Source organism: Tepidimonas thermarum (genome assembly GCF_007556705.1).
Lineage (GTDB): Bacteria > Pseudomonadota > Gammaproteobacteria > Burkholderiales > Burkholderiaceae_C > Tepidimonas > Tepidimonas thermarum.
In genome coordinates this window covers 17,271-32,951 of the sequence record NZ_VJOL01000011.1, presented here as the reverse complement: position 1 = coordinate 32,951, position 15,681 = coordinate 17,271, and the positions used below count along the sequence as shown (strand labels likewise).

General features: G+C 70.5%; 13 protein-coding genes. 5 read left to right on the top strand and 8 right to left on the bottom strand.

Annotated features, from left to right (window positions below):
- Positions 1 to 87 precede the first annotated feature (87 nt).
- Positions 88 to 1,605, top strand: coding sequence for a CoA-acylating methylmalonate-semialdehyde dehydrogenase (locus Tther_RS04435; protein WP_143901348.1), 1,518 nt, complete (start codon positions 88 to 90; stop codon positions 1,603 to 1,605).
- A complete protein-coding gene (locus Tther_RS04430) occupies positions 1,602 to 3,272 on the top strand; it encodes a GMC family oxidoreductase (RefSeq protein WP_143901346.1) in 1,671 nt (556 codons plus the stop codon). The genes Tther_RS04435 and Tther_RS04430 overlap by 4 nt, the downstream gene beginning before the upstream one ends.
- 371 nt (positions 3,273 to 3,643) lie before the next feature.
- On the opposite strand, the gene Tther_RS04425 is transcribed toward Tther_RS04430, so the two are convergent.
- Together Tther_RS04425 and Tther_RS04420 are read right to left on the bottom strand one after the other, a co-directional pair.
- Positions 3,644 to 3,943 carry a flagellar basal body protein gene (locus Tther_RS04425; RefSeq protein ID WP_143901343.1) on the bottom strand — a complete coding sequence of 100 codons (300 nt, stop codon included), beginning with the start codon at positions 3,941 to 3,943 and terminating at the stop codon, positions 3,644 to 3,646.
- Positions 3,944 to 4,023: 80 nt separating this feature from the next.
- On the bottom strand, positions 4,024 to 5,310 hold the full coding sequence (locus tag Tther_RS04420; protein WP_143901341.1) for a solute carrier family 23 protein: 1,287 nt from the start codon (positions 5,308 to 5,310) through the stop codon (positions 4,024 to 4,026).
- A 241-nt stretch (positions 5,311 to 5,551) separates the two neighbouring features.
- Between Tther_RS04420 and Tther_RS04415 the strand changes: the two genes are divergently transcribed.
- Entirely contained in the window at positions 5,552 to 7,669 is a 2,118-nt protein-coding gene (locus Tther_RS04415; RefSeq protein ID WP_143901339.1) for an acetoacetate--CoA ligase, read from the top strand.
- A gap of 94 nt (positions 7,670 to 7,763) precedes the next feature.
- On the top strand, positions 7,764 to 8,534 hold the full coding sequence (locus Tther_RS04410; RefSeq protein ID WP_246098909.1) for an HDOD domain-containing protein: 771 nt from the start codon (positions 7,764 to 7,766) through the stop codon (positions 8,532 to 8,534).
- A gap of 76 nt (positions 8,535 to 8,610) precedes the next feature.
- Here Tther_RS04410 and Tther_RS04405 read toward each other — a convergent pair whose 3' ends face one another.
- The 3 genes from Tther_RS04405 to Tther_RS04395 all read right to left on the bottom strand — a co-directional run bounded on the left by Tther_RS04405 (position 8,611) and on the right by Tther_RS04395 (position 11,415).
- A complete protein-coding gene (locus Tther_RS04405) occupies positions 8,611 to 9,522 on the bottom strand; it encodes a DMT family transporter (RefSeq protein ID WP_143901337.1) in 912 nt (303 codons plus the stop codon).
- On the bottom strand, positions 9,519 to 10,004 hold the full coding sequence (locus Tther_RS04400) for a flavin reductase family protein (protein WP_143901335.1): 486 nt from the start codon (positions 10,002 to 10,004) through the stop codon (positions 9,519 to 9,521). Before Tther_RS04400 ends, Tther_RS04405 begins: the two co-directional genes overlap by 4 nt.
- Before the next feature lie 70 nt (positions 10,005 to 10,074).
- Positions 10,075 to 11,415 carry a D-amino acid dehydrogenase gene (locus Tther_RS04395; protein WP_143901333.1) on the bottom strand — a complete coding sequence of 447 codons (1,341 nt, stop codon included), beginning with the start codon at positions 11,413 to 11,415 and terminating at the stop codon, positions 10,075 to 10,077.
- A 142-nt stretch (positions 11,416 to 11,557) separates the two neighbouring features.
- Here Tther_RS04395 and Tther_RS04390 point away from each other — a divergent pair, with 142 nt between their 5' ends.
- Positions 11,558 to 12,475 carry a LysR family transcriptional regulator ArgP gene (locus tag Tther_RS04390; RefSeq protein WP_143901331.1) on the top strand — a complete coding sequence of 306 codons (918 nt, stop codon included), beginning with the start codon at positions 11,558 to 11,560 and terminating at the stop codon, positions 12,473 to 12,475.
- Between the two features lie 32 nt (positions 12,476 to 12,507).
- Here the strand turns inward: Tther_RS04390 and Tther_RS04385 are convergent, their stop codons facing one another.
- Genes Tther_RS04385 through Tther_RS04375 form a run of 3 tightly spaced genes read right to left on the bottom strand, consistent with a single transcriptional unit; the run spans position 12,508 to position 15,664 of the window.
- Positions 12,508 to 13,764 (bottom strand): HD-GYP domain-containing protein, encoded by a 1,257-nt coding sequence (locus tag Tther_RS04385; protein ID WP_143901329.1) that lies wholly within the window; start codon positions 13,762 to 13,764, stop codon positions 12,508 to 12,510.
- The gene (locus Tther_RS04380; RefSeq protein WP_143901327.1) at positions 13,758 to 14,696 is read right to left on the bottom strand and encodes a metallophosphoesterase; all 939 of its coding nucleotides are present in this window, start codon (positions 14,694 to 14,696) and stop codon (positions 13,758 to 13,760) included. The genes Tther_RS04385 and Tther_RS04380 overlap by 7 nt, the downstream gene beginning before the upstream one ends.
- Positions 14,696 to 15,664 carry a LysR family transcriptional regulator gene (locus Tther_RS04375; protein WP_143901325.1) on the bottom strand — a complete coding sequence of 323 codons (969 nt, stop codon included), beginning with the start codon at positions 15,662 to 15,664 and terminating at the stop codon, positions 14,696 to 14,698. Before Tther_RS04375 ends, Tther_RS04380 begins: the two co-directional genes overlap by 1 nt.
- Positions 15,665 to 15,681: the final 17 nt, after the last annotated feature.

Sequence of the window (15,681 nt, the reverse complement as noted above, 5' to 3'; positions counted from 1 at the left end):
CTTATTTTGAGTTTAGAAAAACTCGCTGGTCAGCCCAGACCGCTTCCCGTAAAGTGCCGCCATTCGCCATCAGACCTATTTAAGTCCATGATCTTGACCCCCACCGCCATCGGCCACCACATCGGCGGCCGCGCCGTCAGCGGCCAGTCGGGCCGCACACAGGATGTTTTCAACCCCGCCACCGGGGCCGTCACCGGCCGTGTGGCGCTGGCCGACGCGGCCGAGGTGGACGCGGCCGTCGCCGCCGCACGCGCGGCGTTTCCCGCCTGGGCGGAGCTGCCGCCCCTGCGCCGCGCGCGCATCCTGTTTCGGTTTCTGGAGCTGCTGCAGCGGCACCGCGACGAGCTGGCGCGCCTGATCACCGCCGAACACGGCAAGGTCTTTACCGACGCGCAGGGCGAGGTCACCCGGGGCATCGAAATCGTCGAATTCGCCTGCGGCATCCCGCAACTGCTCAAGGGCGACTACACCGACCAGGTTTCCACCGGCATCGACAACTGGACCCTGCGCCAGCCGCTGGGGGTGGTGGCGGGCATCACGCCGTTCAACTTCCCGGTCATGGTGCCGATGTGGATGTTCCCGGTGGCGCTGGCCTGCGGCAACACCTTCGTGCTCAAGCCCAGCCCGATCGACCCGACGCCGTCGCTGCGCATCGCCGAGCTGTTGCAGCAAGCCGGCTTGCCCGATGGCGTGTTCAATGTGGTGCAGGGTGACAAGGTGGCGGTGGACGCGCTGCTGGCCCACCCCGACGTGCGCGCGGTGAGCTTCGTCGGCTCGACCCCGATCGCGCAGCACATCTACGAAACCGGCGCGCGCCACGGCAAGCGCGTGCAGGCGCTGGGCGGGGCCAAAAACCACATGGTGGTGATGCCCGATGCCGACCTGGACCAGGCGGTGGACGCGCTCATCGGGGCCGCCTTCGGCTCGGCGGGCGAGCGCTGCATGGCGATTTCGGTCGGTGTGCTGGTGGGCGACGTGGCCGACCGCATCATGCCGCGGCTCGTCGAGCGCACGCGCGCGCTGCAGGTGCTCGATGGCATGAACCCGCGGGCCGAGATGGGTCCCATCGTCACCGACGTGGCGCGCCAGCGCATCGTCGGCTTTATCGAAGCCGGCGTGCGCGAAGGGGCGCAGCTGCTGGTGGACGGGCGCGGCTTTGACGGCCGCCAGGCCGGCCCCGGCTGCGACAACGGCTTTTGGCTCGGCGGCACGCTGTTCGACCATGTCACGCCCGCGATGGCGATCTACCGCGAGGAAATCTTTGGCCCGGTGCTGTCGTGCGTACGCGTGCCCGACTTCGCCAGCGCGCTGCGGCTGATCAACGAGCACGCCTACGGCAACGGCACGGCCTGCTTCACGCGCGACGGCCACGTGGCGCGTGAATTTGCGCGCCGCGTGCAGGTCGGCATGGTGGGCATCAACGTCCCCATCCCGGTGCCCATGGCATGGCACGGCTTTGGCGGCTGGAAAAAGAGCCTCTTGGGCGACATGCACGCCTACGGCGAGGAAGGCGTGCGCTTCTACACCGCGCAAAAGAGCGTGATGCAGCGCTGGCCCGAGAGCACGCCCAAGGGCGCCGAGTTCGTCATGCCCACCGCGCAGTGAACACGTTCGACTTCATCATCGTCGGCGCCGGCACCGCCGGCAGCCTGCTGGCCAACCGGCTCTCGGCCAACCCGGCGCACCGCGTGCTGCTGATCGAAGCGGGCGGCCGGGACGACTATCTGTGGATCCACATTCCGGTCGGCTACCTGTACTGCATCGGCAATCCGCGCACCGACTGGCTCTACCAGACCGAGCCGGACGATGGCCTCAACGGCCGGCGCCTGCGCTACCCGCGCGGCAAGGTGCTCGGGGGCTGCTCCAGCATCAACGGCATGATCTACATGCGCGGGCAGGCGCGCGACTACGACCAGTGGGCGCAGCTGACCGGCGACGACGACTGGAGGTGGGAGCGCTGCCTGCCGGACTTCAAGGCGCACGAGGATCACTACCGCCTGGATGCGGACACCGACCCCGCATTCGCCGCCCTGCACGGCCACCGGCGCACCGGCAGCACGGGCGAGTGGCGCGTGGAAAAACAGCGCCTGCGCTGGGACATCCTGGACGCCTTCGCGCAGGCCGCGCAGCAGGCGGGCATCCCCGCCACCGACGACTTCAACCGCGGCACCAACGAGGGGGTGGGCTACTTTGAGGTCAACCAAAAACGCGGCTGGCGCTGGAACGCCGCCAAGGCGTTTTTGCGCCCCACCTGCGTGCGGCGGCCCAACTTCACGCTGTGGACCGGCGCACAGGTCAAGCGGCTGCTGATCGAGCGCGCGCCCGACGGCGCGCTGCACTGCCGCGGCGTCGAGGTCTGGACCGCGCGCGGCCTGGTCACCGCGCACGCGGCGCGCGAGGCGGTGCTCAGCGCCGGCGCCATCGGCAGCCCGCAGATCCTGCAGCTCTCAGGCATCGGCCCGGGATCGCTGCTGCAACCGCTGGGCATCCCCGTGCTGGCCGACCTGCCCGGTGTGGGCGCCAACCTGCAAGACCACCTGCAAATCCGCGCCGTCTACCGGGTGCAGGGCGCGCAAACCCTCAACACCCTGGTGCACAGCCTCTGGGGCAAGATGCGCATCGGGCTGCAGTATGGCCTCACGCGCAGCGGGCCCATGAGCATGGCGCCCAGCCAACTGGGGGCGTTCACGCGCAGCGCACCGGGCTACACATGGCCCAATGTGGAATACCACGTGCAGCCGCTCAGCCTGGACGCCTTCGGCGAGCCGCTGCACCCCTTCCCGGCCTTTACCGCGAGCGTGTGCAACCTCAACCCCACCAGCCGGGGCACGGTGCGCATCCGCAGCCCCCGCTTCGAGGACGCGCCCGCCATTGCGCCCCATTACCTCTCCACCCCGGAGGACCGCCAGGTCGCGGCCGACAGCCTGCGCCTGACGCGGCGCATCGTCGCCCAGCCCGCGCTGGCGCGCTACCAGCCGCAGGAGTACCGGCCCGGCCCGCAATACCAGACCGATGACGAGCTGGCGCGGCTGGCCGGCGACATCGCCACCACCATCTTCCACCCCGTGGGCACCACGGCGATGGGCCGCGACGGCGACCCCATGGCGGTGACGGACGCGCACCTGCGCGTGCGCGACGGGCGCGGTGGACGCATTGGCGGCCTGCGCGTGGTCGACGCCGGCATCATGCCCACCATCACCAGCGGCAACACCAACAGCCCCACGCTCATGATTGCGGAAAAGGCGGCGCGCTGGATCCTGGCGGGCGTGTGATGGCAGCGGCCGCCCTCCGATGGACGCCCGCCCCCGATGCCATCCCCGGGTAAATCCGGGGGCGGCGTGGGGCTATTCGTCCCTAGAATGGGGCCACTCGACGCTGCACCGCGGTGCAGCCGCCGTCGAGAGGACCGAGGAGACAAGCGGGCCGCCATGATGCGGCGCCCCCCACCAACGGGGGTGATGAGACACGACAAAACGGGATGCGGGGCGAGGGCCATGCAAACGCACCCACCCGCGAGCAGACCGACGCCAGCCCCGTCGGTCTTTTTTTGCGCGGCGCAGCCCACGCCAGCCGCTGCGAGCCCCCTACCCTGCGTCGGCGCGGGTGCGCCGGGGTGGTCAGCCCAACCGGGACACCGCGGCCATCAGGCCTCGGTGTCGAGCCATCGGCCCAACATCTGCTGCTCGCGCCGCACGACCTGCCCGTTGGCCGCAAACGCCACCGCCGCCTGTTTTTGTTCCACCAGATCGGCGGCCAGGTCCGCGCCGGGCACGGGTACGCGCTCGGCGCGCGTGCGCACCCCGCCCGCCGGCAGCTGCGCTTCGCTGCGCACCTGCAGGCGTTGAAAACCCTCGGTCTGCACGTTGGCGATGTTGTGCGCGGCACCATCGAGCCGCGCCTGCGCGGCACGCATTCCGGACAGGGCAATGGCGGTGGCGTCCATGGTGCCAGTGTAGGGCCAACGGTGCCGGCCGGGCGCCACGCGCCGACGGACGGCACACGATCGCGCCATGGGCGCGGGCATCAGCCCGCGCGGCGGCGGTTGAGCAGCGCGTACAAGCCGATGGCGCCAAAGGTGGCCGTGCCAATGCCGCCAAGCGCGAAGTCGCCAAACTTCAGCGTGAAATCGCCCGTGCCCAGCACCAGCGTGATGGCCGCCACCAGCAGGTTTTTGTTGTCCGAGAAGTCCACCTGGTTGTCGACCCAGATCTTGGCGCCGGCCACGGCGATCAGACCAAACACCACGATCGACACGCCGCCCATGACCGCCAGCGGAATCGCCTGGATGAGCGCGCCGAACTTGGGGCTAAAGCCCAGCAGGATCGCCATCAGACCGGCGACGACGAAGATCGCGGTCGAGTAGATCTTGGTCGCCGCCATGACACCGATGTTTTCGGCGTAGGTGGTCACACCCGTGCCGCCCACACTGCCGGCCACCATCGTGGCCACGCCGTCGCCCATGAAGGCGCGGCCCATGTAGCGGTCCAATGGTTTGCCGGTCATGGCCGTGACCGCCTTGATGTGCCCGAGGTTTTCGGCCACCAGGATGACGGCCACCGGCGCGATCAGCAGCATCGCCGGCGCGCTGAAGACGGGCGTGCTGAACCGCGGCAATCCGAACCAGGGGGCGCTGGCCACACCGGAGAGGTCCAGCGGTTGGCCCAACCCCAGCCCATTGGCCAGCACCGCATACACGACGCTGGCCACGATCAAGCCCATCAGGATCAGCAGGCGCTGCACCATGCCCCGCGTGAACACCGCCACCAGCCCCACGCACACGAAGGTCACCGCCTGCATCCACGCGTCGAACGCGGTGGGCGCCATGTTCTTGACCGGAATGTGGGCGAGGTTGAGGCCGATGACCGCCACCACGGCGCCCGTCACCACCGGCGGCATGAGGCGCTCGATCCAGCCCGTGCCCACCGCCTGCACGATCGCGCCAATGACGAAGTACAGCGCCCCGCAGGCGATGATGCCTCCCAGCGCCACACCGATGTTGGCGTTGGGCCCCTGCCCGGCGTAGCCGGTGGCCGCGATCACCACGCCGATGAAGGCAAAGCTCGACCCCAGGTAGCTGGGCACGCGCCCACCGGTGAACACAAAGAACAGCAGCGTGCCAATGCCACTCATCAAAATGGCGACGTTGGGGTCAAAGCCCATCAGGATGGGCGCGAGCACCGTCGCGCCAAACATGGCGATGAGGTGCTGCACGCCCAGCAAGGCGGTCTGGGGCCAGGGCAAGCGCTCATCCGGGCCGATGACGCCGCCCGACTGCAGGGTGGCATCGGATTGTTCCGTCCATTGAAACATGGTGGTTCTCACTCCTCAGGGGGGGATCAGGTCGTGGGGCGTGATTCTGCCTGCTGACGGCCGCCCATCGCAAGCGGCATCCGCGTCCAGCGCGCGCGCAGCGCCGGTGACGCCGAGGTGACGGCGTACGCTGGCGCCACCCCAATAATCGAAGCGCTTGGCTGGCGCTGGCCCCGGCTGCCCCCGCCGCGGCCGATCGCACGCGCCTGCGCCCGCCCCGCGTGTACCGACAGGAGACCCCATGGCTGCCCCGACCGCCCCGTATGTGCCCCAGATCCAGCGCTACCAAGACTGGCTGCGCGAACACCGCGGCCTGCGGTTCGAGGATTACGACGCGCTGTGGCGCTGGTCCACGACGGATGTGGCCGCGTTTTGGCAAAGCATCTGGGACTACTTCGGCCTGCCATCGCCCACGCCGCACCGCGCGGTGCTGGAGGGCGACACCATGCCCCACGTGCGCTGGTTCCCGGGCGCGCAAACCAACTACGCGCGCCAGGTCTGGCGCCACGTCGAAGCGGCCGAGGCCGCCGCGCAGCCCGCCCTCATCGCCGAGGACGAACTGGGGCGGGTACGCCAGGTGGGCTGGCGTGCGCTGCGGCAGCAAGTCGCCGCGTTGGCCACGGGCCTGCAGGCGCTGGGCGTGCAGCCGGGCGACCGCGTGGCGGCCTATTTGCCCAACCGAGCCGAAACGGTGGTGGCGTTTTTGGCCTGCGCCAGCCTGGGCGCGATTTGGAGCGTGTGCGCGCCCGACATGGGCACGGCAGCGGTGCTGGATCGCTTTCGCCAAATCGAGCCCAGCGTGCTCATCGCCGCCGACGGCGTGCACTATGCCGGCCGGCCGCTGGACCGCAGCGCGACCGTGCGCGAGCTGCGCGCCGGCCTGCCCACGCTGCGGCACGTGATCACCCTGCGCACGCCCTACGCAGCACAGCGCCTGGCCGACACGCTCGACTTCGGCGCCCTGGTGGACCGCGACGATGCGGCCGTGCGCGCCTTCGAGCCGGCCTGGCTGCCGTTCGACCACCCGCTGTGGATCGTGTACTCCAGCGGCACCACGGGGCTGCCCAAGCCGATCGTGCATGGGCACGGCGGCATCGTGCTCACCGCGCTGGCGCTCAAGGTGCTGCACAACGACATCGGCCCCAGCTACGACCCCAACAGCTTGGGCGAACGCTTTCACTGGTACAGCTCCACCGGCTGGGTGATGTGGAACGCGCAGATCGCCGGGCTGCTGGGCGGCACCACCGTGGTGCTCTACGACGGCAGCCCCGGCGGACGCAAGGACGAGCCGGACTGGAGCGTGCTGTGGCGCTTTGCGGCGCGGCACCGCGTCACCTTCTTTGGCGCGGGCGCCGCGTTCTACGGCAACGCCATGAAGGCCGGGGTGGACTTGCCGGCGCTGCAGGCCGCTGGGCATGACCTGAGCGCCATCCGGGCGCTGGGCTCCACCGGCTCCCCCCTGCCCGAAGCGGTGCAACGCTGGGGCAGTGCGCAGTTCGAGCGGGTTTACGCCCTGGCCGGCCACCCGGTGCAGCCGGGCGCGCTGCCCGGTGGGCCGGGCGGGCCTCTGTGGTGGTGCAACATCTCGGGCGGCACCGACTTTTGCGGCGCGTTCATCGGCGGCCACCGCGGCCTGCCGCAAGTGCCTGGCCAGATGCAGTGTCGGCAGCTGGGCTGCGCGGTGCAGGCGTGGGATGACCAGGGTCAGCCCGTGGTGGGGCAGGTGGGCGAGCTGGTCTGCGTGCAGCCCATCCCGTCGATGCCCTTGTATTTTTGGAACGACGTGGGCCACGCGCGCTACCTGTCCAGCTATTTCGACACCTACCCGGGCGTGTGGCGCCACGGCGATTGGCTGGAGGTGCGCGCCGACGGCGGCTGTGTGATCTATGGCCGCTCCGACGCCACGCTCAACCGCCACGGTCTGCGCATGGGCACGAGCGAACTCTACGCCGCCGTCGAAGCCCTGCCCGAGGTGCTGGACAGCCTGGTGGTCGATCTGGAATACCTGGGCCGCCCGAGCTTCATGCCGCTGTTCGTGATGCTGCGTCCGGGACTGACGCTGGACGAGCCGCTGCGCGAGCGCATCCGCGCCGCGATCCGCGCGCGCCTGTCACCGCGCTTCGTGCCGGACGCCATCGAGCAGGTGCCCGACATCCCGCGCACGCTCAGCGGCAAAAAGCAGGAGCTGCCCATCAAAAAACTGCTGCTGGGTCAGCCGCCAGAGCGTGTGCTCAACCGCGACGCCATGGCCAACCCCGAGTGCCTGGCGTGGTACATCGCCTACGCCCGCGACCATGCCGCGGTCCCCCCCGCGGACGCGCCGATGTCACCGGCAAGCGGCACAATCGGGGCATCATGAGCGACTCGACCGTCGAAGCCGAACTGGACCGGGCGCGCACGCAGGGGCCGCTGCGCGACATCGTGATCCCCCCTGTCCCGAACTGCTGCGCCAGTTGCAACAGGCCACCGCCCACGGGGACCCCGACCCCGCCACGCTGGAGGCCATCGCCAGCGCCGACGTGGCGATGGCCGCCGCCCTGATGCGCCAGGCCAACAGCCCGCTGTACGGGTTGCGCACGCCGGTGACCACGGTGGGCCAGGCGCTCACCGTCATGGGCGTGCGGCCGTCGGTGCAGCTGCTCACCGGCTTTTTGACGCGGCAGGCGCTGCACGTGCACTCCCCCGTGTTGGCCCACTTCTGGGAAAGCTCCACGCGCCGCGCCATCGCCTGCGAACACATCGGCGCGCAGCTCTACGACCTCGACCCCGGACTGGCCTATACCTTCGGCCTGTTCTGCCACGTCGGCATGCCCGTGCTGTTGCGCGGCGTGCGCGGCTACGCGGCCACCATCGCCGAGGCGCTGGCGCGCAAGGACCGCACCTTCACCCAAACCGAAAACGCCAACCACCGCACCGACCATGCGGTGGTGGGCGCCATCGTGGCGCGCACCTGGCGCCTGCCGCCCCCCGTTGCGGTGGCGATCCGGCTGCACCACGATTTCACCTGCCTCGACGATGCGCGCTACTCCGACACCGTGCGGCACCTGGTCGCCATGGCGCTGATTGCCGACCACCTGGTGCAACAGCACGAAGGGGTGCCGCCGTCGCCGGACTGGGCGGCGCACAGCGCGGCCTGCCTGGCGCACCTGCAAATCGGCGCCGCCGAAGTCGAGCACTGGGTGGACGCGCTGCACCCGGCCTTCGAGGCGGTGACCGTCGCATAAGGCGCACCCGGGTGGCGGCGCCCCACCTGGCGCGCGCGCGTGCGGCGCCCGTTGCGGCTGCGGGGCGGCCCCGCCTTTAGCGGCGGTTGACCAGCACGATGCCCGTCGCCACCCCAAGCAGCGCCAGCAGCAACTGCGCCGTCAACGGCTCACCCAGCAGCAGCACGCCAAACACCAACGCAAACAGCGGCGTCAAAAAGGTAAACGTCGCCATGCGCGTGGCCGGGTAGTGGCGCAGCATCCACATCCAGGCCAGGTAGCTGGCAAAGGCCCCGACCGCCGTTTGCAACAACACCGCCCCCCAGGCCAACCCCGAATAGTCCAACGCCCACACCTCGCCGCGCGCCAGCGACAGCAGCGGGGTCACCGCGGCGGTCACCCCCAGTTGGTAGAAGAGCGACTTTTCCGCCGACACCGTGGCCACGCGCGTGCTGCGGATGGCCACCGTGGTCAGACCCCAAAACAACCCGGCGGCCAGCCCCAGCACATCGCCCTTCCACTGACCTGGCACAGAGCCGTGCCCAAACGCCTCGCCAAACGCCACCGCGACGGCACCGAAGGCCAGGCTCAGCCCCACCCATTGGACGGGACGCAGCCGCTCGGCCGGGGCAAAGCGTGGCAGCAGCAGCGCCACCCAAAACGGACTGGTGTACAAAAACACCGTCAGGCGCGAGGCGCTGGTGTGTTGCAGGCCCAGGTAAATGCACACGAACTCGGCCGCAAACAACGCGCCCACCAGCAGCCCGGCGCGCAGCGAGCCGTCGCGCTGCGCCAGCGGCACGCCGCGCCAGCGGCACCACAGCCACAGCAGCGCCGTTGCCCCCCACATGCGCAGCGAGGCCTGCCACATCGGCGGCATCTCGCGCCCCGCGACCTTGATGAGGATTTGCTGAAACCCCCAAAACGCACAGCACAGGATCAGCAGCGACACCGCAAAGGTGTCCAGCGCCTCTTTGCGCGGTGGGGTGGCGGCGGCGATGGTGCTCATGCGACGGGACCGGTGTGAAAACGCCCGCCATGGTAGAGCAGCGCCGGCGTCGCATCGCCATGCTGGCAGCGCAGCACTTCACCCACCAGGATGATGTGGTCCCCTTCGGGGTAGCGGCTGCGGCAGCGGCACTCGAACACGGCCAGCGCCTGCGGCAGCAGCGGCGCGCCGCCCGCACCGGGCGTCCACGCCACGCCGGCCCAGCGGTCCACGTCACGGCGGGCAAAGCGCTCGGCCAGCGCCTGCTGCTGCGCGCCCAGCACGTGGATTGCAAAATGGGTGGCGGTCTGAAACACCGGCAGCGCGCGCGACGACAGCGCCAGGCTCCACAGCACCAGCGGCGGCTGCAACGAGACCGAATTGAAGGAATTGGCGGTCAGGCCGACCGGCGCGCCATCCGCCGCCCGGGCGGTGACGATGGTCACGCCGGTGGCAAAACGCCCAAGGGCCGCCCGCAACCGCTCGGGCGAGGGTTCGAACATGGCCCGCCATTGTGCCCGGCCCGCCGCCACCGCGCCATCGCACACGGCGATGCCCCCGCGCGGCGCGCGCTCAGGCCGTGGCCGAGGCCGGCTGCGCTCGCCGCGGGCGGCCGCCGCCGGTGTCGATGCCCACGAAATCCATCGCCACCGCAGGGCGCTCGCCACTGAGCAGCTCGGCCAGCGCGCGCCCGGAGCCGGCACCGTGCGTCCAGCCCAGCGTGCCGTGGCCGGCGTTGATCCACAGGCGCTGCAGCGGCAAGCGGCCGATGAGCGGGATGTTGGTCGGGGTGGCCGGGCGCAGCCCGCACCAAAATTGCGGATCGCCCCCTTGCTCGGGCGGGCGCGTGTCGGCTGCGCCGGGGAACAGCTCCTCGATGCGCTGCAGCAGCATGCGGCAGCGTGCCTGCGCCACCGGGGTGTCCAGGCGCAGGTCAAAGCCACCCAGCTCGATCGTGCCCGCCACGCGCAAGCGTTCGCCCAGGCGCGAGATGGCGATCTTGCGCCCGTCGTCGAGCAGGCTGACCTGCGGCGCGCGCGCCGGCTCGCGCAGCGCCAGCGTGGCGCTGTAGCCCTTGCCGGGATAGATGGGCACGCGCAGGCCCACCGTGGCCAGCAGCGGCGTGGTGTACGAGCCGCAAGCCACCACATACGCATCGCCCTGCAAGGTGCGCACACGCCCATCGTCGCGCGCGCGCACCTGCACCCCGTGCACCGCGCCGCCCGCCACCTCCAGACGCTCGACGTCGTGGCCAAACAGCAGCTCGGCGCCGCGCTGCGCGCACCGGCGCGCCAGCGCCTGCGTGAACTCGCGGGCATCGCCGTGCTCGTCGCTGGCGGTGTAGGTGCCGCCGACGATGGGTTGCTGGCTGAACGCCAGCGCCGGCTCCAGGCGCAGCAGCTCCTCGCGCGAGACCACACGGCGCTGCACGCCATGGCGGCGCATCAGCTCGGCGGCACCGGCGGCCTCCTCGAAGGCCTTGGCGTCGGTGTAGACGTGCGCGATGCCGCGCTCGCTGCGCTGGTACTCGATGCCCGTCTCGGCCACCATCTGCTTGAGCGTGGCGTGGCTGAACGCCCCCAGCGACACCAGCTGCGCCACGTTGCGCTCGAAGGCGCGGTCGGTGCACTGGCCGAGGAATTGCAGCAACCAGCGCCACTGGGCCGGGTCCCACTGCGGACGCCACAGCAGCGGCGCTTGCTTGTCGAACATCCACTTGAGCGCCTTCAACGGCGCCTGGCGGTTGGCCCACGGCTCGCAGTAGCTCACCGAAATCTGCGCCGCGTTGGCAAAGCTGGTCTCCAGCGCCGCGTCGGGCTGGCGATCGACCAGCACCACGTCGTGCCCGCGCTGCAGCAAATGCCAAGCCGTCGATGTGCCGATGATGCCGGCCCCCAAAACCACCACGCGCATGTTCGTCTCCTGCGACCGCCGCACCGCACCCCTGCGCGGATGCGTGGCCGCCCATGGGACGCGAGTGTGCGCCAGGCCCTCGAGAAAATAAAGCGCTATTCAATAAAGCGCGATAACATCAGTAAAGCTAATGGAGCAGCCGATGACCACCGCCTTCGACCCCGACGCCCTCGAGTGCCTGGCCGCCATCGTCGAGGAGGGTGGCTTCGAGCGCGCAGCGCAGCGCCTGTCCATCACCCAGTCGGCGGTCTCGCAGCGGCTGCGCGCGCTCGAAGCCCAGGCCGGCGCGGTGCTGCTGGTGCGCAGCCGGCCCATCCGCCCCACGCCCGCCGGGCAGCTGCTCATCAAACACGCCAAGATGATGCGGCTGCTGCGCGCCGACCTGGAGCACGACCTGCGCGAGCTCGCCCCCACTGTGGCGCGCCGCCCGCGCGATGAGGGCCGCATCTCGGTGGCGATCAACGCCGACAGCATCGCCAGCTGGGCGCTGCCCGCCGTCACGCCGCTGGTGCGCGATGGCGTGCCGCTGGAAATCATCCACGACGACCAGGACTTTACCCACGAGTGGCTGCGCGAAGGCCAGGTGATGGGCTGCGTCACCTCGCTGGCGCAGGCACTGCGCGGCTGCCGGCTCGAGCCGCTGGGGCGCATGCGCTACGTGGCCGTGGCCAGCCCGGCGTTTGCGCGCGATGCGCTGCAGGGACGCCTGACGCGCCACAACTTCCACCGCGTGCCGTTCGTGGCGTTCAACCGCAAGGACGACCTGCAGCGCGACTTCGTCTGCCAAACCTTTGGCCTGTCGCAGGTGGTGTTGCAGCAGTGCTTCGTGCCCTCGTCCGAGGGTCAGGTGCGTGCCGCGCAGGCCGGCTGGGGGGTGACCGTGGTGCCGCAGCTGGTGGCGGGCGCGGCGCTGGCGGCCGGCACGCTGGTGGACGTGGCGCCCGAGAGCGCCTACGCCGTGCCGCTGTACTGGCACTGCTGGAACCTGGCGTCCGACGTGCTCACGCGGCTGACCCAGACGTTGCGCAGCGCCGCCGCGGCGGCGCTCGACCCCATGTGAGCCGCCCGCGCCGGCGCCACCGGTGGGCGCCGTCAGGCCCGGGTATCGGCGTATTCGCGTCGCAGGCCCGGGATGCCGGACCAGATCTCGTCCAGATCGGGAATCTTCCAGCGCGCGGGGTCTTCGCGCTGCACCACCTGCACCGTGCAGCCGGGCGCCGAGAGGTCGATGCGCTCGGGCACGACGCGCTCACCGCTGCGCGTGGAAAAAACCGTTTTGACCACGGGCTTGAGCAGGCTGCGCGGCGACTGCTCCACCACCACCGCCAGCCGGCCGTTGCTCAGCAACACGAGCGAGCCGACGGGATAAATCCCCAGGCTGCGCACGAACGCCTGAAAAACCCGCTCGTCGAACTGGCCCTGCCAGCTGGCCATGCGCTTGAGCGACTCGGCCGGGTCCCAACCCGCTTTGTACGGCCGGTTGGAGGTGATGGCATCGTACACATCGCACACCGCGCCCATGCGCGCCATCAGCGACAGCGCGTCGCCCGCCAGCCCTTCCGGGTAGCCGCGGCCATCGACGCGCTTGTGGTGGTGCAGGCAAACGTCCAGGGCCACCGCATCGTCGATGCCGGCGTCGCGCAAACGCTGCCAGCCCCGGCGCGGGTGTTCGCGCACGATGGCGAACTCCTCGTCGGTGAGCTTGCCCGGCTTGTTGAGGATCTCCAGCGGAATGTCCACCTTGCCGATGTCGTGCAGCAGCCCGCCAAAGCCTGCGGCGCGCGCCTGCGCGTCGGACAGGCCCAGTTGACGCGCCAGCGCCACCATCAGCGCACACACCGCCACCGAGTGCAGGTAGGTGTAGTCGTCGGCGGTCTTCAGGCGCGCCAGGCTGATGAGCGCACCGCCGTTGCGGGTGACCGAATCGGCGATGTCCGAGGCCACGGCCTGCGCCACCGCCTGGTCGATGGCGCGGCCCATGCGCGCGTCTTGAAACATGCTGGCCACGGCGTTGCGCGCGCTGTTGAGCAGCCGGTAGGCGTGCTTGAGCTCGACCTCCTGCGGCGTGGGGGCCAGATCGCGCTCGGGAGGGGGCTCGGCAGGGGTTTGTTGCGCCACCGCCTGCTCGTCTGCGACCTGCGCCGTGACGGTCGCGTCGGGGGCAACGTCGGCGCCTTTGCTGACGTCGATCCAGACCTCGCGCACAGCGCTGGCGCGGATGCGCGCCAAATCCTGCGGATCCTCCAGCAAAAAGCGGTTGCGCCAAAACGGATGGTCCAGCCACGACCCGACGAAGCCATGGATGTACATCCCGAGGCGCACGTCCTGGACGTGAATGCGTTTCAACATGCCTGCCTACCCTCACCCGCATTATCGCGCCGCGGCTCAAGGCCCGCCTGCGGCGGCCGCGGTGCGTCGGCAGGCGCTGGCACCGTCACCACCGACAGCGGCGCAAACCCCGCCTGCTCACCCTTGTCCGCGTAACCCAGCGGATTGGCCACGACGCGGCAACGGCCCACGCGGTAGTCGTGCGGGCAGTGCAAATGCCCGTGCAGCCACACATCGGCATGCGCCAGCAGATCGTCGAGCGCGTTGCAAAACCCGGCGGTGCCCGGCTGCACGCCGTAGCGCGGATCGGCACTGCGCAGCGACGGCGCAAAATGCGTCACCACCACCGTGGGGCCGTCGAACGGAGCGGACAGCGCGGCGCGCAGCCAGGCCTGACAGCGCAGCGCCTCCTCGCGCATCGCGGCCGCGTCGAACAGCCGGCCGTGGCGCTGCGTGGCCATCTGCGTCAGGTAGAAATTGGCGGCACGAAACGCCCGCTCGCGCTGGCGCAACCGGTGCGCCTCGGGGTCGGTGATCGGCCGCTCACGCCCCTGGCGGCGCTGCGGCACCTGCGCCAGCGCGTCGTAATCGCTCCACAGCGTGGTGCCGACGAAGCGCACGCCGTCGATCACGGCCGCGGCGCGCTCCAGCCACTGGATGCCCAGTCGGTCGCAGGCGGCGCGCAGGCCTGCGTGCGCCGCGTCCCAGTCGAGCGCGTCGTACTCGTGGTTGCCGGGCACGAACAGCACCGGCACCGGCCAACCCGCGTATTGCGGCAGCGGCGAAAACGCCTGCAAGCCCCAGTCCGGCAGCGCCATCACCGTGCCGTCCGCGCGGCGCTGGTACGAGCCGATGTCCCCCGCCAGCACCAGCACGTCGGCGTCGGGCGCCGGGGTGGGGACGAAGCCGGGGTTGGCCTCCAGGTGCAGATCCGACAACAGCTGGATGCGCATCAGAACGCCTCCGGGTGCGGCGGCGCACTGGCCACGGCGCGCACCACCGCCTCGCGCAGCCAGCGCTGGGCGCTGGCCGACTCGGTTTGCCGATGCCACAGCATGTCCACGTGCACCCGCGGCACCGCCAGCGGCAGCGGCTGCACCGCCAGCTCCGCAGCGCGGCCGGTGCTGCTCAAAAAGTGGTAGGGCAGCACGGTCAGCAAGTCGGACGTGGCCACCACCTGACCCGCGGTAAAAAACTGGTTGACGGTCAACACGATGCGCCGCCGGCGCGACAGCGCGGCCAGCGCCTCGTCGACGAAGCCAAAGGGCCGCCCGGAAAAACTCACCAGCAGGTGGCGCGCGGCGCAATAGTCGTCCAGTGTCAGCGGCCCTTGCGCCAGCGGGTGGCGGCGCCGCATGGCGACGATGTAGTGCCCCTCGTACAGGCGGCGCGACGCGTAGCGCGGCACCTGCTCCTGCAGATGCGTGGCACCGAGCTCCGCCAGCACCCCGGGAAAGTAGCCGATCGCCAGATCGACCCCGCCGTCATCGAGCAGCGGGCGCGGATCGCGCGTGGTCAGCGGCAGCACCCGCAGGGTCACGCCCGGGGCCTCGCGATCCAGAATCGCCACCAGGCCCGGCATGATCTTCGAGGCCGTGGCATCGGCCATCGCCAGCACGAAGGCATCCTGCGCCCCGGCCGGGTCGAACGGCCCTGGCGCCAGCGATTCGCGCAGGCGCTGCAGAGCCTCGCGCACCGCCGGCCACAGCTGCAACGCCAGCGGCGTCGGCTCCACCCCGTAGCCCGCGCGGCGCACCAGGTCGTCGCCCAGCAGCTCGCGCAAGCGGCGCAACGCGTTGCTGACCGCCGGTTGCGACAGCGCCAGGTTGTGCGCGGCGCGCGTCAGGCTGCGCTCGGCCATCACCTCGTCGAAGACGCGCAGCAGGTTGAGGTCGAGCGTGCGGAAATTCACCGGGTTCATAACCGTGGTGAATGTAT

Coding starts and splice junctions, on each gene's coding strand:
- Tther_RS04435 (WP_143901348.1), top strand. CDS start 88: ATGATCTTGACCCCCACCGCCATCGGCCACCACATCGGCGGCCGCGCC.
- Tther_RS04425 (WP_143901343.1), bottom strand. CDS start 3,943: ATGGACGCCACCGCCATTGCCCTGTCCGGAATGCGTGCCGCGCAGGCG.
- Tther_RS04420 (WP_143901341.1), bottom strand. CDS start 5,310: ATGTTTCAATGGACGGAACAATCCGATGCCACCCTGCAGTCGGGCGGC.
- Tther_RS04415 (WP_143901339.1), top strand. CDS start 5,552: ATGGCTGCCCCGACCGCCCCGTATGTGCCCCAGATCCAGCGCTACCAA.
- Tther_RS04405 (WP_143901337.1), bottom strand. CDS start 9,522: ATGAGCACCATCGCCGCCGCCACCCCACCGCGCAAAGAGGCGCTGGAC.
- Tther_RS04400 (WP_143901335.1), bottom strand. CDS start 10,004: ATGTTCGAACCCTCGCCCGAGCGGTTGCGGGCGGCCCTTGGGCGTTTT.
- Tther_RS04395 (WP_143901333.1), bottom strand. CDS start 11,415: ATGCGCGTGGTGGTTTTGGGGGCCGGCATCATCGGCACATCGACGGCT.
- Tther_RS04390 (WP_143901331.1), top strand. CDS start 11,558: ATGACCACCGCCTTCGACCCCGACGCCCTCGAGTGCCTGGCCGCCATC.
- Tther_RS04385 (WP_143901329.1), bottom strand. CDS start 13,764: ATGTTGAAACGCATTCACGTCCAGGACGTGCGCCTCGGGATGTACATC.
- Tther_RS04380 (WP_143901327.1), bottom strand. CDS start 14,696: ATGCGCATCCAGCTGTTGTCGGATCTGCACCTGGAGGCCAACCCCGGC.
- Tther_RS04375 (WP_143901325.1), bottom strand. CDS start 15,664: ATGAACCCGGTGAATTTCCGCACGCTCGACCTCAACCTGCTGCGCGTC.